Below are 18,596 nucleotides of genomic sequence, written 5' to 3'. Positions count from 1 at the left end.
CAGCATGCCCCACCCGCCCCGGCTCGAAGAGGTCTTGCTCACCCGAAGGTGAACGAGTAGGCCTCGACGCCGGCCGACACCTCGACGTCCAGGACGTGGGGTGCGGCATCCTGCACCACGGCGACGGGATACGAGCGCGGCGTGCCCGACACCTGCACGGTCTGCTCGTCGCCGCCGTCCAGGCGCACGCGCACCTCGCCGGTGCCCGCGAGGACCATGCGCACCTCCTGAGCGTGGAAACGCAGACGGATGCCGCCGCCTGCGCTGCCCGACGGCGTCGCGTACTGCGACTCGATGCGCCACGCGCCGTTCAGGGCGAAGGAGTCCTCGGGCTGGGCGGCACCCGCCGTGTACACGCCATCGCCTGCGCGGTAGTCGCCTGCGCCGCCGAAGTTCACATCCTTCGCGAAGCCGAGGAACGTCTCGCGCGTGCGCGTGTCGTCGGGCGTCTCATCGGCCACCTCCGTCGCGTCCGGCAAGACGACGCCGGGGTCGGCATCGGCGAGGAGATCGCGGATGAGCTTCTCGGTCACGTCGTACTCCCCTTCTCCGAACGAGATGTGGCGCACCGTCCCCTCGGCGTCGATGAGGTAGTGCGCGGGCCAGTAGCGGTTGCGGTAGTTCGTCCACGTGGCCAGGTCGTTGTCGAGCGCCACGGGGTACGTGATGCCGAAGTCACGTGCTCCGGCGGCGACGTTCGCGGCATCCTTCTCGAAGGCGTACTCGGGCGAATGCACGCCGATCACGCGCAGTCCGGCGTCGCGGTACGCGGCGTCCCAGGCCACGACGTGCGGAATGCTGCGCTGGCAGTTGATGCACGAGTATGCCCAGAAGTCGATGAGCACGACCTGTCCGCGCAGCTCGGCGAGCTCGATCGGCGCGCCGCCGGGGGTGTTCAGCCACCCGTCGATGCCGCGGATGCGCGGCGCCCGGCCGCACGACTCGAGCTCTTCGGCGCCGGCGGTGCATCGGTCGAGGTCCCGGTTCTCGTCCGTGACCAGGCCGCCGAGGTCCAGCGCGCGTCGCGCGTCGGGGCTTTCGGCGAGCTGCCGCTGGATGCTCGCGGTGTAGTCGGGCACGAGACGCTGCAGCGCCTGCGGCACGTCGAACACGAGGCCGACCGCGAGCGCGAGCATCGCCACTCCGGCCGCGATCCGCAGACCGCGCTCGCGGCGCCGGAAGGCCCGGATGCGCTCCACCAGACCGCGGCCGGCAAGCGCGAAGAACAGCAGCGGCACGGCAACCCCCACGGCGAACGAGACCGTCAGGGCGATCGTCCCGGCATCGACGCGGCCGGTCGAGCCCGCGACGATGATCGCCGCGAGGACGGGCCCGGCGCACGGGACGAAGACCGTGCCCAGCGCGAGTCCGACGCCGAACCCGTTGCGCCGGTTGTCGACCTCGGAGCGTCGCGCGAGCCGCTGGAACGGCTTCTCGAGCACCCGCTCGAACCGCGGCACGAGCAGCCCGATGCCGATCAGCACCAGCACGGCGATGCCCGCCCATCGCAGCGCGTCGGCCGGGAGCCCGAGGGCCCCGAGCAGCAGAGAGCCCAGCAGCGTGACCAGCGTGAAGCTCGTCACGAGCCCCGCGATCACGAGGTACGGCCGCCAGCGCGACGCCGGAGCGACGCCGTCCGGCGCGTCGGTCTCGAACCGCGCCGACTGCGCACCGCCGGTGAGGAAGATGACCGGCAGCACCGGCAGGATGCACGGCGAGATCCCGGTGATGAGCCCGCCCAGCAGACCGATGATGACGAGTTCCATGCGTGCTCCCCTTGCGTGACGAGCTCTGTTCGCTGCGGACGCCCGATCGGATGGGGATGCCGCCGCCCCCGCTCCGCACTCGGCACAGGAATCTCCCATCCGATCCCGCACCGTCTCCGAACAGCTCATGTCGCCGCTTCCGCGGCACGCTCCCCACGGAGCCCCACAGGCGGTCGCACCGGCCGTGAAGAGGAGGAAGACATGTCTCGCATCACTGGAAAGCGCATCTCGGCAGGACTCGCCCTGGCCGTGGCGGCGACGTTCGCGCTGTCGGCCTGCGCGATGGGCGGCTCGACCGCCGAGCCCACGTCGGAGGCGTCCACGCCGGCCATGGAGGAGACGGAGGAGGCGATGACGCCGGATCCCGCCGCGGACCTCGTCGGGCCCGGCTGCGCCGGCTACGCCGAGGCCGTGCCGGACGGCGACGGGTCCATCGAGGGCATGTCAGCGGACCCGGTCGCGGTCGCGGCATCCAACAATCCCCTGCTGACGACCCTCACCGCCGCGGTGAGCGGGCAGCTCAATCCCGACGTCGACCTGGTCGACACGCTCAACGGCGACGAGTTCACCGTGTTCGCGCCCGTCGACGACGCGTTCGCCCAGATCGACCCGGCCACGATCGAATCGCTGAAGACCGATTCCGCCACGCTCACGTCGATCCTCACGTACCACGTGGTGCCCGGTCGCATCGAGCCGGCCGACATCGCGGGCTCGCACACCACCGTCCAGGGCGCAGACGTGGAGGTGACCGGCAGCGGTGACGCATGGATGGTCAACGACGCGAACGTCATCTGCGGCGGCGTGCAGACCGCCAACGCGACCGTCTACCTCATCGACTCGGTCCTGATGCCGCCGGCACAGTGACCGTTCCCCGCTCCCGCGGGAGCTGGGGCAGGGCCGCCGACGCGGGGGTGTCGGCGGTCCTTTGGCGCGTCGACGCGTTGCTCGCCTCTTGCCGCATGGCGTCCGATCGCCAGTTCCGCCCCGCCCGTTCGAGCGTGACGATCGCATGGCAGTTCCGACAGCGGACATCGCATTTCGCGATCTCGTCCTCGAGTTTCTTGCGACTGAAGCCCTCCTTGACCATGGACATGACGTCCTTGCGCTTGCCAGCGCCGGGCCGGTGATCGAAGTCCAGCACCCTCAGATCGGAGTTGCCGCAGTCGATGCACGGGTGCTCGCGGAGGTACGCCACGAGGAACGCCTTGGACTCGACGCGTCGCTGAGCGGTCCGCTGGACGATGGCCTGGACGTGGCGGTCTCTGTTTCGCGCATAGTACGCACGCGACGACTGACGGTTGCAGTCCCTGCACACCTCCTGGCGCCCGTCGAGCCTCGAGGACTTCCGGTTGAAGTCGTCGAGTGGCTTCGACTGCCGGCACGTGCCGCAGATCTTCATGTGTCGCCTCGATTCGGCCGGTCCATCGCGGATCCCTACGGGCACGAGGGTACGAGCCGGCTCCGACGCTCTGAACCTGCCGCGACGCTTGCTAGGGTGGATGGGCCCCTATAGCTCAGTTGGTTAGAGCAACGGACTTCAACAGAACAAAATGGAGCGCCGGCGCAGAAATGCGTCGGATGACCGCCGCTATATGCTGGAACACCCTGAGAGCCCGAGGTACTCGCCGCAAGGCAGTGACAATCCGAGGGATTGGGCGATCAGCAGGTAACCGCAAGGGAACCTCAGAGACTACACGCGGCGCACCTGACCGGCCCGGCCGAAGGTGAAGATATAGTCCAGACTGCAAGCCGGAGACGGTGGCTGGGGAGACTCAGTGCAGCAGGTTAATCCGTGGGTCCAGGGTTCGAGTCCCTGTGGGGGCACCACTTCCATCGCGATCGCCAGTCGGCCGTCCCGCCGCTGGCGCGGCATCAACCAGACTGACTCTCACGCAGTGCGGAACCGGTCGTCCCGGGAATGCCGCGACGCACGTCGAGGGGGATCTCCGGCACGGCCACCCCCAGCACCACTCCGTCGCTCTCGACGACGCGCACGCATTCCCACGGGATCAGGCGTGCCCCGCGGTGGGCCCATCCGATCAGGCGGGCCACGACCGCGGGCCGGTTGACGCGGCCCCGCTCGTACCCGTACATCGAGAGCCGGCTGTGCGGACTCACGATGAGCGCGATCAGCTCGAGGTCGCCCTCATGGTCCCGGCGCCGCGCGCCGCGGCGGAACCGCACATCCACCACCGTGCCCACACGGTCTCCGTTCACGTCGGTGACCGGCATGTCGAGCAGCTCACTCAGGAGCATGGCGGCCTCCCGGGATTCTGGCGATGATGCGGTCGCGGATCCACCGCTCGAGCCATGTGGCGTCGAGGTGCTCGGCCTCGGCATCGATGCGCACCACCGTGTCGAGCCTGTGCACACGGCTCCATTCGATGCGGTCCCACCGCGAGCGCGGCATGCTTCCGCCGAACACGCGGGGCAGCACCGCAGCGCCGATGAGGATCGCGGCCACCGTCGGAGCGGCGTCGTGATCGATCGCCTCGCCCAGCTCCACGCCGACGATCTCGATGTCGTCGACGGTGCTGATGGGCACGTCGTCGCGGTCGAGCATCTGGCGGTCGAGCAGGTGCAGACGCGCGTCGACGGCGCGACCGTCAGGATCGCGGTACCAGTCGAGCGGATGCTGCGGCGTGCGGGCGCGTCTCATGAGCCCATCCCCGTGACGATCATGAGCGGGATCGCGGCGAGCGCCGCGACGAGGATGACGGCGAGGAACACGACGGCGAGCGCGTTGCGCACACGCCCGTTCACCTTGTCGCCCATGTATTCGGGATCGTTGGCGACGACGAGGATCGGGAAGTACGTCAGCGGCAGAGCGACCGCCGAGAACACCACCGAGACCTCGGTCACGGCCACCGGGTCCACGCCGGTGGCGAGGATTCCGCCGCCGATGAGCAGGCAGATGATCATCGACAGATGGAATCGCGCGGCCTGCGCGGGACGGCGGAACTTGCCCCAGCTCCAGCCGAAGAACTGCGCCAGCGTGTAGCCGCTGGACAGCGTCGTCTCCAGAGCGGCGCCGAAGGTCGCGGCGAGGATGCCGACGATCGCGAACGCGAGGGCGAGCTGCCCGCCCGCCTCCGCGACGGGCAGGACGATCTGCGAGAGCGAGGTCACCTCGATCGCCTGGGGCAGCAGGACGACGGCGGCGCACGCGGCGATCGCGAGCGAGAGGATGCCGCCGAGCGGGAAGCCCACGAACACGTTGGCCCGCTCGGTCGAGAGATCCTTCGCGGTCCAGCCCTCTTCGACGGCACCGGACGAGAAGAAGAACACCTCGTACGGCGTCATGGCGGCACCGAAGAGCGCGACAGCGAAGTACCAGTACGACAGCGGGTTCCCCGAGACCTCGCTCCACGGTTGCACGGCCTGGGTCGCCAGGGTTCCCCATTCCGGGTTGAGCAGGAACAGCGCGACGATGAACACGATCAGGCACAGGCCGAGCAGTCCCGCGACGTTCTCCATGATCGAGAACTTCGTCCGCCAGACCACGATCCACACGGCGAACAGCGCGACGGGGATCCACATCCCCGGCCCGACGCCGGCCGCCAGCTGCAGGGCGAGCGCGATGCCGCCGATCTCTGCGGTGAGGGTGAGCAGGTTGATCAGGAACGACGCCGTGAGATTCGCCAGGCCTGCGCGGGGTCCGAGTCGTTCGCGGATGACCTCGAACGTGGCCCGTCCGCTCACCGCAGCGACGCGCCCCGACATGTCGGCATAGACGCAGATACCGACGATCCCGAGCAGCACGACCCACGTCAGCCCCATCCCGAAGCGCGATCCGACCACGGCGTTGGTGACGAGGTCGCCGATGTCGACGAATCCGCCGATGGCGGTGAGGATGCCGAGTGCGACGGCGAACAGCTTCTTCATCGCTCACCCGCCACGTCCTGGAGCACCTCGATCGCGGGGGTCAGCGCGCGCTGCGCGGCGGCGTCGTCGCCGCGCAGTGCCGTGTGGATGGCGTCGATCGCATCACGAGCGGCCGACAGCGTCCGTGTTCGGTCGCGCTCCGCCGCGTCGTCGGCCGTCTGCGTCTCTTCGAGCTGCGCGATGACGTCCCCCAGCTGCCCGGCCATGTCTTCGAGCACGACGTCGGCGGTCGTCGGGAAGGTCCGACCCGCCTCGTGGAGGTCGATGCCGAGGTCGGCGGAGCGCGCCGCCGAGAGGGCGTCGGCGGCCATCGGCTGGATGTCTGCTGCGGAGGCCGCGCAGCCTGACAGCAGGGCGCCGAGGACGACGAGCCCGACAGCCGATCGTCGCATGCGCTTCACTCCACCGTCTCCTTTCCGTGCACCACGATGGCACTTCAGGAGCCGACATGGACCAGCCTTGACGGGCATCCGCCGGATGGTCTATTCCGCCCGGGGCATCCTCATCAGGGGTGCATGGAGGCGATGTCAGCGCACCACCGCGAGCGCCACCAGCCAGGCCACCGCGCTGAGCACGAGAGCGATCAGCGGGTACCAGAAGGCGAGCCGGCGACGCGAGAGGGCGACGATGCCGAAGACCCCGCCGATGATGCAGAACGCCAGCGGGAGGTAACCGCCCAGCACGATCGCGAGCGTGTTGTCGTGCGCGCCGACCGCCCACAGCAGCGCCACGAAGAACATGACGACGGCCACGCCCACCGAGAAGCCGATGAGCAGCAGCGTCGCGATGAGGTCGCCGGTGCGGCGTTCGAGAGCACCGGACTCGCCCGCGGTCATGCGCCCAGTCCGATCTGATAGTGGACGTAGCCGGTGCGCGTCGCCACCCGGTCGTACAGCCCCCGCGCCGTCGTGTTCGTCTCCTGGGTGAGCCAATAGACCTTCGGTGAGCCGTGCGCCTCGGCCCAGTCGGCGACATGCGCGATGAGCGCGCGCCCGACGCCCGCGCCGCGCTGGGAGGGATCGACGAACAGGTCCTCCAGGTAGCAGTACGGCTCGGCCGACCACGTCGCGGCGTGCGTGAGCCAGTGCACGATCCCGACGGCCGTGCCGCCTTCGTCGACGGCGAGCGCACCGTGGATCGGGAACTGCGGATCGACCAGCCGGTTCCAGGTGAGCGCCGTCTGCTCTTCGGAAAGCTCGGTCTCGTAGAACTCGAGGTAGCCGCGCCACAGCGGCTCCCAGACGTCGCGGTCGGCGGGAAGCAGCGCACGGATGGTGGTCACGATGCCGAGGCTAGCGGTCCCACGGCGCGCTGATCCATAACCGGCGCATAGGCGCCGGATCGTCCGCTCACGGCGTCGGGTGTTCCGATGGAGACCGGACAGAGAGCGAGGGCACCATGTTCACACACCGCACACCCGGACAGGCCGCCGACTCCACGCGAGCGATGCCCGCACCCTGGTATCGACGGCGCGCGCCGCTCGCGTGCGTCGGCCTCGTCGTGGCGGGCTCGCTCGCTCTGGCCGCGCCGCTCGCCGCCGCAGCGAACACGGCGAGCGCCCCGCCGACGGCGGTGGCGGCATCCCTCCCCGCCGCTCCGGCGGCAAGCGACTGGCCGTACGACGCGTACGGCGGCGGCACGACCCGATACGGCGGCTCGTCGCAGAGCGCGTCCGGCCAGACGCCCGCGACGACGGCCGACACCGCGGAGTCCACGGGCGTGGTGATCATCGAGACCACGCTCGGCTATGAGGACGCCCAAGCCGCGGGCACCGGCATGGTGCTCACCCCCGACGGCCTGGTGCTGACCAACAACCATGTGATCGAGGGGTCGACCGAGATCACCGTCACGATCGCCGCCACCGGCCAGACGTACACGGCGGCCGTCGTCGGGACGGATGCCGACGACGACGTGGCGCTGCTGCAGCTGCAGGGCGCGAGCGGCCTGCAGACGGTCACCATCGACGACGATGCCGAGACCGTCGGCGACGCGGTGACCGCGGTCGGGAACGCGTCGGGCGGTGGCGTGCTCCTCGCTGCCGACGGCGCGATCACCGAACTGGACTCGTCGGTGACCACGTCGTCCGACCGCCTGACGGCCGGCGAGACGCTCGACGGCATGATCGAGTTCGCCGCCGATGTGGTGGCGGGCGACTCGGGCGGTGCGCTGCTCGACGCCGAGGGCGAGGTCGTCGGCATGACCACCGCCGCCTCGAGCGGCTCGGCGACCACCGTCGCGTACGCCATCCCGATCGAGGACGCACTCGCGATCGTCGACAAGATCCGCGCCGGAGACGAGACCGACGGCGTCGCGATCGGCTCGCCCGCCTTCCTCGGCGTGCAGGTGGCGCGCGTGCCCGCCGGGTACCGCTACGGCGGTTCCGGCTCCCAGGGCGCTCTCATCGCCGGTGCGATCGACGGCACCCCGGCCGCCGACGCGGGACTCGCCGCGGGCGACACGATCACGGCCGTCGACGGCACGGCGGTCGCCGATGCGGACGCGCTCTCGACGCTGCTCGCCGGCTACGAGCCCGGCGACACCGTCACGCTCACGTGGGTCGACCGCTCGGGGGCACCGCGGTCGGCCGCCGTGACGCTCATCGAGGGCCCGGCGGCCTGAGCCTCAGTCGCGGGATGCCGCCTCGGCGAGCTCTGCGCCGGCGTGGGCCAGCTCGGCCAGGGCCGCCTCGCTCGACGCCGGCGCGACACCTGCCACGAGGTCGGTGAGCACGCGCACGTGGCGGCCGTGCTCGATCGCGTCGAGGGCGGAGGCCCGCACGCAGTAGTCCGTCGCGATGCCGACCACGTCCACGTCGACCACGCCGTGGGCGTCCAGCAGCTGAGAGACGGTCTCGCCCTGATCGGTCGTTCCCTCGTACAGCGAGTACGCCGGCTTGCCCTGGCCCTTCTTGACGTGGTGCGTGACGGCGGCCGTGTCGAGCCCCGGATCGTACTCGGCGCCCTCGGTGCCCGCGACGCAGTGGGCGGGCCATGTGTCGACGAAGTCCGGCTCGCCGGCGGCGAAATGGCCGCCGTTGTCGTTGTCGCCGTCATGCCAGTCGCGCGAGGCGATGATCACGGCGTAGTCCTCGGCGTGCGTCACGAGGAACTGCGAGATCCCCTGGGCGACGGCGTCGCCGCCCTCGACCCCCAGCGCGCCGCCCTCGGTGAAGTCGTTCTGAACGTCGACGATGAACAGTGCCTTGCTCATGGTTCGAGCGTACGCCGGGTTCTGTCGCCTGTGGCGGGGGTGGATGCCGGGCCGCCGGCATCCACTCTCCACAGCTTCGACGGCCACCAGATCGCACGCCCGATGTCGTACGACAGCGCGGGCACGAGCAGCGAGCGCACCACGAACGTGTCGAGCAGCACGCCGAACGCGACGATGAAGGCGATCTGCGCCAGGAACAGGATCGGGATGACGCCGAGCGCCGCGAAGGTCGCGGCGAGCACGAGCCCGGCCGACGTGATGACGCCACCGGTGGCGACGAGCCCGCGCAGGATCCCAGGTCTCGTGCCATGGACGAGCGACTCCTCGCGCACGCGCGACATCAGGAAGATGTTGTAGTCGACGCCGAGCGCCACCAGGAAGACGAACCCGTACAGCGGCACCGCCGGGTCGGCCCCGGGGAACTGGAACACACCGTTGAACACCAGGGCGCTGACGCCGAGCGCTGTCGCGAACGACAGGATGACCGTCGCGATGAGCAGCACCGGGGCGAGGATCGACCGCAGCAGCAGCATGAGGATCACCAGGATCACCGCGAGGATGACCGGGATGATGAGCGTGCGGTCGCGCGTGGAGGTGTCGTTGGTGTCGATGTCGGTCGCGGTCTCTCCGCCGACGAGTGCCGTGCCCGCGCCGAGCGCGTCGTCCAGGTCGACGCGGAGCTCGCGGACGGTGTCTTCGGCGGCCACCGAGTCGGCGGCATCCGTCAGGGTCCCGATGACGAGCACATCGTCGTCGGCGACCGTCGGTTCGGGGGCGGGGGTGCCCGGAGGGCCGACGGCGGTGAACACCGGCTCGCCGTCCTCGAGCTCGACGGCCGCCTGGCCCGTCGGGGAGTCCGCCGACGCCACCGAGACCGACTCGATGCCGTCCGAGTCGTCGAGCACCTCGACGGCCGCCGCCAGTTCGTCCTCGGGCACGATGACGTACACGGGCGAGCCTGATCCTGCCGGGAAGTGCTCGGCCAGAACATCCTGCCCGTCACGCGCCTCGGACGCCCCGAGCACGAGGTCGCTCGTCGGCACGCCGTCGGCCTTCAGCTGCGTGATGCCCAGGGCACCCGCCAGCAGGACCACGGTGCACACGATCCAGACGGCTCGCGCGTGCCGGGCGATGAAGCGCGCCTGGCGCGGCCACAGGCCCTTCGCCGGCTGGGTCAGGTCGTCGGGGATCGCGGCCGCGGCCTGCTTCGGGATGAACGGCCAGAACGCGGCGCGGCCGCACAGGGCCAGGAGCGCCGGCAGGAAGGTCAGCGCCGACAGCACCGAGAAGGCGATGCCGATCGAGGCGATCGGACCCAGGGCGCGGTTGGTGGCGAGGTCCGACAGCAGCAGGCACAGCAGGCCCGCGATGACGGTCCCGCCGGACGCCAGGATCGGCTCGAACGCGCCGCGCCAGGCCGTCAGGGTGGCATCCCATTTGCGGGCGCCGGTCGCGATCGCCTCGCGGTACCGCGCGACGTACAGCAGGGCGTAGTCGGTGGCGGCGCCGATCACGAGGATGAACAGGATGCCCTGCACCTGGCCGTTCAGCACGACGATGCCCGCGTAGGCGAGCCACCACACCGTCAGCAGCGCGGCGCACAGCGCGAACACCGATGTCGCGAGCACGAGGACCGGCAGCAGCGGCGAGCGGTACACGATCACCAGGATGATGAACACGGCGATGAGGGCCACCGCGAGCAGCAGCCCGTCGATGCCGAGGAACCCCTCGACGAGGTCGGCGGTGAACCCCGCGGGCCCGGTGACCCACGCCGTGAGGTCGTCCGGCAGCTCTTCGGCAGCCATCGAGCGGATCTCGGCGACGGTGTCGCCCACCTCGCCTGAGGCGTCGATCGGCACGAACAGCTGAACCGCCTCGCCGTCCTCGGAAGGAATCGGCGGCGAGACGTCGCCCGCGATGGCGTCCAGTTCGGCGATGTCGTCTGCGAGCGCCTGGACGTCGGCGATGTCGTCCTCAGTGAGTTCACCGTCGCCGGTGACGACGACGACAGCCGGGATGCTCTCTTCGCCGAGGAAGTCCGCGAGCCGCGCGTTCACCTGCGTCGCGTCCGCACTCTCGGGCAGGAAGGTGGAGCGGTCGTTCGACGAGACCTCGTCGACCTTGCCGAAGTACGGGCCGCCGATCGACCCTGCCGCCAGCCACACGAGCACGAGAAGGACCGGGATGCCGATCCGCAGCCATCGGGTCGGCACTCGTCTCGCGTGGTGGGGCTGCGTCATATCGCTAGCTTATCTAGCAAATTGGGTGATGATGCAAATCGCCGGCGGATCCCGTCCCCGGTCGCCGACCGCCTTTTCGCTAGGCTCCGTGGCGATGCTCTCCGCCGCTCTCGCGCTGTTCGGCGCCCTCGTCTACGGCTCCGCCGACTTCCTCGGCGGGCTCGCCGCCAAGCGCCTGCGCTCACTCGTGGTCACCGCCGTCGCCGCCCTGTCGGGACTCATCGCGCTCGCGGTCGCCCAGCCGCTGCTCGGGGGCGCCGGGAGCGGCGCCGACATCGCGTGGGGCGTTCTCGGAGGGGTCGTGAGCGTCGTCGCGATCGCCCTGCTGTACGCATGCCTCGCCCTCGGACCGATGAGCATCCTCTCGCCGCTCACGGCGGTCGTCTCGGCGGTGGCGCCGATGCTGTGGGGGCTGCTCGTCGACGGCGAGGCCCTCGCCCCGATCGGCTACGCGGGCCTCGCCGTCGCGCTCGTCGCCGTGGTGCTGGTCGGCTTCATCCCCGGCGAGAGGATCGTGCGTCCCAGCGCGCGCGGACTGGCGATGGCGGCCGGTGCGGGACTGGCGATCGGAGCGTTCCTGATCATCATCGACCAGACCTCTCCGGCGAGCGGTCTTGCACCGCTCGTGGCCAGCAGGGCGACGAGCGGCGTCATCACGTTCGCGGTGGTCGGCGTGCTCGTGCTGGCGGCCGTGCGCCGCGGCGCAGCGGCGAGGTCGGTCCTGCACGTCTCGGAGCCCTCCCTCGGTGCCACCCCGAGCGGGCGCGCGGACCTGGAGCACACGGCGAGCGGCGCCGTCACGGTCGTGCCGTCTGCCGGGCGCGCGTGGTGGCTCGCGGCCTTCTGCGGCGTGGCGGATGCCGCCGCCAACGCCCTCATGCTGCTCGCACTGCGCGAGGGCGACCTGGCCGTCGTGTCGGCGCTGACCGCGCTCTACCCCGCGGGGACGATCCTGCTCGCCGCTCTCGTGCTGCGCGAACGCGTGGCGGCGATCCAGTGGCTCGGGCTCGGACTGGCGCTCGTCGCCGGCGGCATGCTCGCGCTCGCGTGACGGAGGGAGGCTCAGCCGCGGAGGCCCGCCTCAGCCGCGGACGAACAGCAGGACGAGCGACGTCGCCAGGGCGATCACGCCGAGGGCCAGGAGGCCGGCTGCGAGCAGCCCGACGGCGCGCACGGCGGGCGAGCCCGGCGTGAGCCGGACCCGGTCGTGGCGCCCCGGTCGCACATAGACGTCGGCGGTCTGGGCCGCGCCGAGGCGCCGCTCCTGCTCGTGCGTCAGGTAGGCGGCACCCACTCCCCCGCCATGATCGTCGAACCACCGCACCAGACGGCCGTGCGGACCGTCGTCCACGACCCCCTGAGTGCGCACCCACGTGCCGTCCACGAGGCGCATGATCAGCGCGACGACCGCCAGCAGCGCCCCGAGCCCGAATCCGATCCAGGCGAAGATCTCAGCGATGGCATCGATCGCGTCTGACACCGGGCCTCCGTCTCCGGGATACGGAAAACGGCCGCAGATCTGCGGCCGTCTTCACATCGGAGCCACCTGTCAGGATTGAACTGACGGCCTTCCCATTACGAGTGGGATGCTCTACCACTGAGCTAAGGTGGCGCGCTTCGCTTGCGCGTTGCACAAGCATCGATATTACAGGGTTTGCGGAGTGCTCGCGAACCACGCCGGGTGGCGGCATCCGATCGCACCTTCCTGAAGGCCTGGATCCTCCACGGTGTCGACGTGTTACGCGTCGGTTCGGGGAATCGGCACCGGCCCTCGTACGGTCGAATCGGCCCGCGACGAAGCGTGCGCGGTCCGACGGATCGCGTGCGCGGTCACAAGCCCCGACGGGCCTCGATCCACAGGAGCACGCACACATGTCCACGTCCAAGAAGCTCATCGCGGCCGCAGCACTCGCTCTGCCGGCCGCCCTCCTCCTGGCCGGCTGCGGCGGAACCGCCGCCGATTCGGCATCGGGAAGCACCGACGAGCAGCAGACCGTCCGCATCGGGGTCGTCAACTCGGGCGACCCGTACTGGGAGACCTTCACCGAGGCCGCCGCCGACGAGGGCATCGATGTCGAGCTCGTCAACTTCACCGAGTACACGCAGCCGAACCCCGCGCTCTCGGCGGGTGAGCTGGACCTCAACCAGTTCCAGCACGTCATCTACCTCGCCACCTACAACGTCAACAGCGACGACGACCTGCAGCCCATCGGCTCGACGGCGATCTACCCGCTCGGCCTGTACTCGTCGCAGTACGACTCGGTCGACGACATCCCCGACGGCGCCACCGTGGCCGTGCCCAACGACGAGTCCAACCAGGCGCGCGGGCTCCTCGTGCTGCAGTCCGCGGGCCTCATCGAGCTCGAGGACGGCGGCTCGCCCTTCTCGACGGTCGCCGATGTGCTGCCGGAGTCCAAGGTCAAGGTCGAGGCGCTGGATGCCTCGTTCACGGCCACCTCGCTGCCCGATGTCGCGGCGGCCATCGTCAACAACGACTTCCTCGAGGATGCCGGTCTCACTGCCGCCGACGCGATCGCGCAGGACGACCCGTCCGACCCCGCCGCGATCCCCTACATCAACATCTTCGCGGCCAAGGCCGAGGACGCCGACAACCCGACCTACCTGAAGCTCGTGGAGATCTACCAGAACACGCAGGAGGTGCTCGACGGCGTGGTGGAGGCGTCCGGCGGCACCGCCGTGCTCGTCAAGACCCCGGTCGACGACCTGGTGGCGTCGCTCACCGACGTCGAGGACGACATCCGCGCGAACTCGTAACACCGGCACCACCGTCGTGTGCGGCCCGATCGCCTCTGCGCGAGCGGGCCGCACACGCGTTCCCCGCGAGGAGCACGCATGACCCTCATCCGCCTCACCGGCGTGACCAAGACCTTTCCGCCGTCGTCGAAGGACGGCTCCCCCGTCGTGGCGGTCGACGACGTCTCGCTGACCGTCGCCGAGGGCGACGTGTGCGGCATCATCGGCTATTCCGGCGCGGGCAAGAGCACCGTGCTGCGGCTCGTGAACGCCCTCGAGACGCCGACCTCGGGAACCGTCGAGATCGACGGCCGCGACATCACCCACCTGCGCGAGCGCGAGCTGCGCGCGCTGCGCGGCGACATCGGCATGATCTTCCAGCAGTTCAACCTGTTCGACTCGCGCACGGTCGCGAAGAACGTCGCGTATCCGCTCGAGGTCGCCCGCCGCCCGCGCGCCGAGATCGCCGCGCGGGTGGACGAGCTGCTGCGCTTCGTCGGCCTCGCCGACAAGGCAGGGAGCTACCCCGAGCAGCTGTCGGGCGGCCAGAAGCAGCGCGTCGGCATCGCCCGCGCCCTCGCCACGAGTCCCCGCATCCTGCTCGCCGACGAGGCCACCAGCGCCCTCGACCCCGACACGACGCAGGAGGTGCTCGCCCTGCTCAAGCGCGTCAACGACGAGCTGGGCGTCACGATCCTCGTCATCACGCACGAGATGGACGTGATCCGCACGCTCGCCGACCGCGTCGTCGTGATGGAGCATGGCCGCATCATCGAGAGCGGCGACGTGTTCGACGTACTCTCGTCGCCCCAGCACGCGGCGACGCAGCGCTTCGTCGCGAGCATCATCGAGGACGTGCCCGCGGGAGCGCAGCTGCGCACGCTGCGCGAGCGGCACCCCGGTCGCATCGTGACGCTCCGGGTCGGCGACGGCGGGCAGATCGGGCACGGCGGCGCCGAGGCCGGCGCCGGCGGCGCGACGCAGGCGGACGTCTTCGCCGCGCTCGCGACGCACGACGTGCGGTTCGAGCTCGTGCACGGCGGCATCAACGACATCCGGGGCCGCGTGTTCGGTCATCTCACGCTGGCGCTCACGGGAGAAGCGGATGCCGTCCAGCGGGCGATCGACGCGGTCTCGGCCTTCGCGCCGCTCATCGAGGAGGACGCCCGTGGATAGGCTCATCGACCTGCTGCCCGACCTGTGGGAGGCGACCGCCGAGACGCTGTACGTCGTGTCGCTGAGCCTCGTGCTCGGCGGCATCGCGGGACTGTTCGTCGGACTCGCGCTGTACGCCACCCGGCCGGGGAGCCTGTTCCCCAACCGGTTCCTGTTCGGCGCCCTCAACGTCATCGTGAACTTCTTCCGGCCGATCCCGTTCGTGATCCTGCTCGCAGCGGTCCAGCCGCTCGCCCGCGCTGTCGGCATCCCCGGCATCGGTCCGGAGTTCGGGATCTTCGCCATCACGATCGCGTCGCTGTTCGCCATCAGCCGCATCGTCGAGCAGAACCTGCTCACCGTGCGTCCGGGCGTGATCGAGGCGGCGCGCGCGACGGGCGCGAGCCGTTCGCGCATCCTGCTGCGGCTGCTGCCGCGCGAGGCGCTCGGCCCGCTCATCCTCGGCTATACGTTCATCGTGGTCGCACTGGTCGACATGACGGCGATCGCCGGGGCCGTCGCCGCCGGCGGCCTGGGCGAGTTCGCCATCGTCTACGGCTTCAAGCAGTTCAACCCGTGGGTCACGTGGGCCGCCGTGCTCGTGATCATCGTGATCGTGCAGCTCGTGCAGTTCCTCGGCAACGCGCTCGCGCGGCGGGTGCTGCGCCGCTGACACCTCGAGAAGGACGGGGTGGATGCCGTCGCGGCATCCACCCCGTCCTTGCGTGTGGGATCACTCGCAGCGCAGGCCGTCCTGCGGCGCCGTGCCGTCGAGCAGGTACGTGTTCACGGCGTCGTCGACGCACGAGTTGCCCTTGTTGTAGCCGGTGTGCCCTTCGCCCACGCGCGTCACGAGCACGCCGGACGACAGCTGGTCGGCCAGCGACACCGCCCACTGGTACGGGGTGGCGGGGTCGTTCGTGGTGCCGACCACGACGATCGGCGCGGCGCCGTCGGCCGTGATGCGCTCGCGCACGCCCGTGGCCGGGTACGGCCACACCTCGCACGGGTCGGGACCGTCCCAGTACGGCGCGATCGTGGGCGCCTCCGCGGCCAGGAGCGCGTCGGCGTCGGCCTGCTGCTGCTCGGTCGCATCGACCGGGTAGTCCATGCAGTTGTACGCCCGGAAGGCCTCGGTCTGGTTGTCGAGGTACACGCCGTCCTGACGGTTGTAGTAGAAGTCGGCGAGCTGGAACGCCACGCTCGCGTCGCCGCCGAGCACATCGCTCAGCGCCTGCGTGAGATAGCCCCAGCTGTCCTGCGAGTACAGCGCGGCGACGATGGCGGTCATGAGCGAGTCGGCGCCGAGCTGGCGGCCGTCCGCGTTCGCGATCGGGTCGCGGTCGACGCTGGCCAGCAGCGTGCCGAGGTCGGCCATCGCGTCGTCGACGGTGCCGCGGAAGGGGCAGTCGCTGTCGGTCAGGCAGTCGGCCATGTACGCGCGCAGCGCCGACTCGAAGCCGACAGCCTGCGACACGCCGACGTCGAGGCCGGGGATCGACGGGTCGATCGCGCCGTCGAGGACGAGCCGCCCCACCTTGTCGGGGAACAGCTTGGCGTACGTGGCACCGAGGAACGTGCCGTAAGAGTAGCCCAGGTAGTAGAGCTCCTTGTCGCCGAGGACGGCGCGGATGAGATCCATGTCGCGCGCGGAGTTGTCGGTCGTGATGTACGGGAGGATGCCGTCGCTGTTGGCGTCGCACGCCTCGCCGAACGCCTTGTGGTTGGTGAGCAGCTCGTCGTTCCACGCGTCCGTGCCCCGGGGGTTCGCCGGGATGTCGAACAGGTACGCGTCCATGTCGGCGGCGTCGTAGCAGGTCACCGCGGTCGACTCGCCGACCCCGCGGGGGTCGAAGCCGATGACGTCGAACTTCTCGCGCACCGGGGCGCCGACGGCGTAGTCCACCGAGTCGCGCACCAGGCCGATGCCGCTCGCCCCCGGTCCGCCGGGGTTCGTCAGCAGCGATCCGATCGGCTCGCCGCCGCCTTCGGCGCGGTGGCGGATCAGGGCCAGGTCGATGTCGCCCTTGGACGGGTCCGACCAGTCCAGAGGCGCCGTGATCGTCGCGCAGTCGAACGTGCCGTTGCAGGTCGCCCAGTCGACGGTCTGCTCGTAGTACGGCAGCAGGTCGTCGGCGACGCCGTCGGAGTCCGGCGCCTTGCTGCTGGTGGGACGAGGCGCGTCCTCGGGGATCATCGAGTAGAGGCATCCGCTGAGGACGAGGGATGCCGCGACCACGCCCGCCAGGACGGCCCCGGCACGGGCGATCAGGCGGGGACGGCGACGGCTGCGCGGCTGGGTCGGGTTCACGGGATCCTTCCGCTCGCGACGGTCACGAGCATGCTCTCTAGGGCGAGCGCGGGGGCGGCGTTGAGTTCGAGGTTCTCGCGCGTGACGCCGATCCTGTCGACGACGGTGAGCGTGCGGTCGGGGGTCCACGCCGCGGCGAGTGCGCGCAGCTCGGGTTCGAGCTCGCGGTTGATGAGTCCGTCGGCGTCGCGCCCGAACTGCAGCATCAGCACGTCGCGGAACATCGACTCCAGGTCCGTCAGCACGCGATCGATGCCGTCGCGCAGGCTCCGCGTGGCACGGCGCTTCTGCTCGTCCTCCAGAGCCGACAGCTGAGAGCGCACGGCCGGCGGGATCGCGGCGCCCTCGGCGATGCCGACTGTCCGCAGCAGCGCGGCGCGCTCGGCCTCGTCGCGTTCGGCGGTCAGTGCCTTGGCGTCGTCGGTCGCGGCCGCCACGATCGCGCCGGCGACCTCGACGGCGTCGCCCACGCCCCTCACCCCGAGCACGCCGCGCAGCGTGGCATCGCGGCGGGCGCGGGCCGCGGCATCCGTCGCCAGCCGCTGCGCCATGCCGATGTGGCGCTGCGCGTGGCGCGCGGACTGCTCGGCGACGGCCCGGTCGACGCCGCTGCGCCGCACGATGAGCTCGGCGACGTCGGCCACGTCGGGCTCGCGCAGGCGCAGCGTGCGCACGCGGGAGCGGATCGTCGGCAGCAGATCGGCGTCGCTCGGCGCGCAGAGGATCCAGACGGTGCGCTCGGGCGGCTCTTCGAGGGCCTTCAGCAGCACGTTGGAGGTTCGCTCGGCCATGCGGTCGGCGTCCTCCATCACGATGACGCGATAGCGACCGAGCGACGGCGCGAAGTACGACCGCTCGACGAGGGCGCGCGCGTCCTTGATCGAGATGATGACGCCCTCGGTGCGCAGCGCGGTGAGGTCGGGATGGGTGCCGCCCAGCACCTGGTGCATCGTGCGCTCGTCGCCGGGCTCGGCGATCAGCGCCGCCGCGAAGGCGTGGGCGAGCGTCGAGCGACCGGAGCCGGGAGGCCCCGTGATGAGCCACGCGTGCGTCATGGCCGCCGGGTCGGACGCCGCCTCGCGCAGGGCGGCGACCGCGGCGTCCTGGCCCCACACGTCGCCCCACGGCGCTTCGGCCGAGGCGGCGGGCACGGGGGTGGTCGCGGCATCCATCCCGCTCAGCCTAAAGCGTGCGGCCGACACCGTCCTCATCGCCCCTGAGATCAGGAGATCTCGCCCAGGCAGGACGAAAACGCGCGGAATGTCCTGCCCTCGC

19 protein-coding genes and 1 tRNA gene are annotated in these 18,596 nt (G+C 70.6%); 6 read left to right on the top strand and 14 right to left on the bottom strand.

Features of this window, described 5'->3' with window-relative positions; translation table 11 throughout:
* Positions 1-38: 38 nt before the first annotated feature.
* Positions 39-1,766 carry a cytochrome c biogenesis protein DipZ gene (locus tag JNB62_RS17650; protein WP_220302207.1) on the bottom strand — a complete coding sequence of 576 codons (1,728 nt, stop codon included), beginning with the start codon at positions 1,764-1,766 and terminating at the stop codon, positions 39-41.
* Between the two features lie 201 nt (positions 1,767-1,967).
* Between JNB62_RS17650 and JNB62_RS17645 the strand changes: the two genes are divergently transcribed.
* The gene (locus tag JNB62_RS17645) at positions 1,968-2,630 is read left to right on the top strand and encodes a fasciclin domain-containing protein (RefSeq protein WP_220302206.1); all 663 of its coding nucleotides are present in this window, start codon (positions 1,968-1,970) and stop codon (positions 2,628-2,630) included.
* Here the strand turns inward: JNB62_RS17645 and JNB62_RS17640 are convergent.
* The 7 genes from JNB62_RS17640 to JNB62_RS17610 all read right to left on the bottom strand — a co-directional run bounded on the left by JNB62_RS17640 (position 2,596) and on the right by JNB62_RS17610 (position 6,933).
* The gene (locus JNB62_RS17640) at positions 2,596-3,165 is read right to left on the bottom strand and encodes a hypothetical protein (protein ID WP_220302205.1); all 570 of its coding nucleotides are present in this window, start codon (positions 3,163-3,165) and stop codon (positions 2,596-2,598) included. The genes JNB62_RS17645 and JNB62_RS17640 overlap by 35 nt on opposite strands.
* Positions 3,166-3,638: 473 nt before the next feature.
* Positions 3,639-4,022: a PRC-barrel domain-containing protein gene (locus tag JNB62_RS17635; protein WP_220302204.1), complete on the bottom strand. Its 384-nt coding sequence runs from the start codon at positions 4,020-4,022 to the stop codon at positions 3,639-3,641.
* Positions 4,009-4,425 (bottom strand): hypothetical protein, encoded by a 417-nt coding sequence (locus tag JNB62_RS17630; protein WP_220302203.1) that lies wholly within the window; start codon positions 4,423-4,425, stop codon positions 4,009-4,011. The genes JNB62_RS17635 and JNB62_RS17630 overlap by 14 nt, the downstream gene beginning before the upstream one ends.
* Entirely contained in the window at positions 4,422-5,651 is a 1,230-nt protein-coding gene (locus tag JNB62_RS17625; RefSeq protein ID WP_220302202.1) for an NRAMP family divalent metal transporter, read from the bottom strand. The genes JNB62_RS17630 and JNB62_RS17625 overlap by 4 nt, the downstream gene beginning before the upstream one ends.
* Positions 5,648-6,052 (bottom strand): hypothetical protein, encoded by a 405-nt coding sequence (locus JNB62_RS17620; RefSeq protein ID WP_220302201.1) that lies wholly within the window; start codon positions 6,050-6,052, stop codon positions 5,648-5,650. The genes JNB62_RS17625 and JNB62_RS17620 overlap by 4 nt, the downstream gene beginning before the upstream one ends.
* Positions 6,053-6,178: 126 nt before the next feature.
* Positions 6,179-6,487, bottom strand: coding sequence for a hypothetical protein (locus JNB62_RS17615; protein ID WP_220302200.1), 309 nt, complete (start codon positions 6,485-6,487; stop codon positions 6,179-6,181).
* On the bottom strand, positions 6,484-6,933 hold the full coding sequence (locus JNB62_RS17610; RefSeq protein WP_220302199.1) for a GNAT family N-acetyltransferase: 450 nt from the start codon (positions 6,931-6,933) through the stop codon (positions 6,484-6,486). Before JNB62_RS17610 ends, JNB62_RS17615 begins: the two co-directional genes overlap by 4 nt.
* A 164-nt stretch (positions 6,934-7,097) precedes the next feature.
* Between JNB62_RS17610 and JNB62_RS17605 the strand changes: the two genes are divergently transcribed.
* Complete coding sequence (locus JNB62_RS17605) at positions 7,098-8,270, top strand: S1C family serine protease (RefSeq protein WP_220302198.1); 1,173 nt, start codon at positions 7,098-7,100, stop codon at positions 8,268-8,270.
* A gap of 3 nt (positions 8,271-8,273) precedes the next feature.
* Here JNB62_RS17605 and JNB62_RS17600 read toward each other — a convergent pair whose 3' ends face one another.
* Together JNB62_RS17600 and JNB62_RS17595 are read right to left on the bottom strand one after the other, a co-directional pair.
* Entirely contained in the window at positions 8,274-8,861 is a 588-nt protein-coding gene (locus JNB62_RS17600; protein ID WP_220302197.1) for an isochorismatase family protein, read from the bottom strand.
* Complete coding sequence (locus JNB62_RS17595; protein ID WP_220302196.1) at positions 8,858-11,101, bottom strand: MMPL family transporter; 2,244 nt, start codon at positions 11,099-11,101, stop codon at positions 8,858-8,860. The genes JNB62_RS17600 and JNB62_RS17595 overlap by 4 nt, the downstream gene beginning before the upstream one ends.
* Positions 11,102-11,195: 94 nt before the next feature.
* Between JNB62_RS17595 and JNB62_RS17590 the strand changes: the two genes are divergently transcribed.
* Positions 11,196-12,152, top strand: a complete 957-nt coding sequence (locus JNB62_RS17590) for an EamA family transporter (protein ID WP_220302195.1) — start codon at positions 11,196-11,198, stop codon at positions 12,150-12,152.
* 30 nt (positions 12,153-12,182) lie between these two features.
* Here JNB62_RS17590 and JNB62_RS17585 read toward each other — a convergent pair whose 3' ends face one another.
* Positions 12,183-12,581: a hypothetical protein gene (locus tag JNB62_RS17585; protein ID WP_220302194.1), complete on the bottom strand. Its 399-nt coding sequence runs from the start codon at positions 12,579-12,581 to the stop codon at positions 12,183-12,185.
* Positions 12,582-12,641: 60 nt separating this feature from the next.
* A tRNA-Thr gene (locus JNB62_RS17580) sits at positions 12,642-12,713 on the bottom strand.
* 260 nt (positions 12,714-12,973) lie between these two features.
* Here JNB62_RS17580 and JNB62_RS17575 point away from each other — a divergent pair.
* The 3 genes from JNB62_RS17575 to JNB62_RS17565 all read left to right on the top strand — a co-directional run bounded on the left by JNB62_RS17575 (position 12,974) and on the right by JNB62_RS17565 (position 15,683).
* A complete protein-coding gene (locus tag JNB62_RS17575) occupies positions 12,974-13,876 on the top strand; it encodes a MetQ/NlpA family ABC transporter substrate-binding protein (RefSeq protein WP_220302193.1) in 903 nt (300 codons plus the stop codon).
* Between the two features lie 78 nt (positions 13,877-13,954).
* Complete coding sequence (locus JNB62_RS17570) at positions 13,955-15,031, top strand: methionine ABC transporter ATP-binding protein (protein ID WP_220302192.1); 1,077 nt, start codon at positions 13,955-13,957, stop codon at positions 15,029-15,031.
* Complete coding sequence (locus JNB62_RS17565) at positions 15,024-15,683, top strand: methionine ABC transporter permease (protein ID WP_220302191.1); 660 nt, start codon at positions 15,024-15,026, stop codon at positions 15,681-15,683. The genes JNB62_RS17570 and JNB62_RS17565 overlap by 8 nt, the downstream gene beginning before the upstream one ends.
* 60 nt (positions 15,684-15,743) lie before the next feature.
* Here JNB62_RS17565 and JNB62_RS17560 read toward each other — a convergent pair whose 3' ends face one another.
* Together JNB62_RS17560 and JNB62_RS17555 are read right to left on the bottom strand one after the other, a co-directional pair.
* Complete coding sequence (locus JNB62_RS17560; protein WP_220302190.1) at positions 15,744-17,321, bottom strand: alpha/beta hydrolase; 1,578 nt, start codon at positions 17,319-17,321, stop codon at positions 15,744-15,746.
* Entirely contained in the window at positions 17,318-18,493 is a 1,176-nt protein-coding gene (locus JNB62_RS17555; protein ID WP_220302189.1) for a DNA polymerase III subunit delta', read from the bottom strand. The genes JNB62_RS17560 and JNB62_RS17555 overlap by 4 nt, the downstream gene beginning before the upstream one ends.
* Positions 18,494-18,596 lie beyond the last annotated feature (103 nt).

Source organism: Microbacterium jejuense (assembly GCF_019511665.1).
GTDB classification, from domain to species: domain Bacteria; phylum Actinomycetota; class Actinomycetes; order Actinomycetales; family Microbacteriaceae; genus Microbacterium; species Microbacterium jejuense_A.
This window is presented reverse-complemented; position numbering and strand designations above follow the sequence as displayed.

What these genes read in the sequence shown, in the direction of transcription:
- JNB62_RS17590 (WP_220302195.1), top strand. Translation starts at nt 11,196, where the DNA reads ATGCTCTCCGCCGCTCTCGCGCTGTTCGGCGCCCTCGTCTACGGCTCC.
- JNB62_RS17640 (WP_220302205.1), bottom strand. Translation starts at nt 3,165, where the DNA reads ATGAAGATCTGCGGCACGTGCCGGCAGTCGAAGCCACTCGACGACTTC.
- JNB62_RS17630 (WP_220302203.1), bottom strand. Translation starts at nt 4,425, where the DNA reads ATGAGACGCGCCCGCACGCCGCAGCATCCGCTCGACTGGTACCGCGAT.
- JNB62_RS17625 (WP_220302202.1), bottom strand. Translation starts at nt 5,651, where the DNA reads ATGAAGAAGCTGTTCGCCGTCGCACTCGGCATCCTCACCGCCATCGGC.
- JNB62_RS17555 (WP_220302189.1), bottom strand. Translation starts at nt 18,493, where the DNA reads ATGGATGCCGCGACCACCCCCGTGCCCGCCGCCTCGGCCGAAGCGCCG.
- JNB62_RS17650 (WP_220302207.1), bottom strand. Translation starts at nt 1,766, where the DNA reads ATGGAACTCGTCATCATCGGTCTGCTGGGCGGGCTCATCACCGGGATC.
- JNB62_RS17570 (WP_220302192.1), top strand. Translation starts at nt 13,955, where the DNA reads ATGACCCTCATCCGCCTCACCGGCGTGACCAAGACCTTTCCGCCGTCG.
- JNB62_RS17645 (WP_220302206.1), top strand. Translation starts at nt 1,968, where the DNA reads ATGTCTCGCATCACTGGAAAGCGCATCTCGGCAGGACTCGCCCTGGCC.
- JNB62_RS17575 (WP_220302193.1), top strand. Translation starts at nt 12,974, where the DNA reads ATGTCCACGTCCAAGAAGCTCATCGCGGCCGCAGCACTCGCTCTGCCG.
- JNB62_RS17615 (WP_220302200.1), bottom strand. Translation starts at nt 6,487, where the DNA reads ATGACCGCGGGCGAGTCCGGTGCTCTCGAACGCCGCACCGGCGACCTC.
- JNB62_RS17635 (WP_220302204.1), bottom strand. Translation starts at nt 4,022, where the DNA reads ATGCTCCTGAGTGAGCTGCTCGACATGCCGGTCACCGACGTGAACGGA.
- JNB62_RS17605 (WP_220302198.1), top strand. Translation starts at nt 7,098, where the DNA reads ATGCCCGCACCCTGGTATCGACGGCGCGCGCCGCTCGCGTGCGTCGGC.
- JNB62_RS17600 (WP_220302197.1), bottom strand. Translation starts at nt 8,861, where the DNA reads ATGAGCAAGGCACTGTTCATCGTCGACGTTCAGAACGACTTCACCGAG.
- JNB62_RS17595 (WP_220302196.1), bottom strand. Translation starts at nt 11,101, where the DNA reads ATGACGCAGCCCCACCACGCGAGACGAGTGCCGACCCGATGGCTGCGG.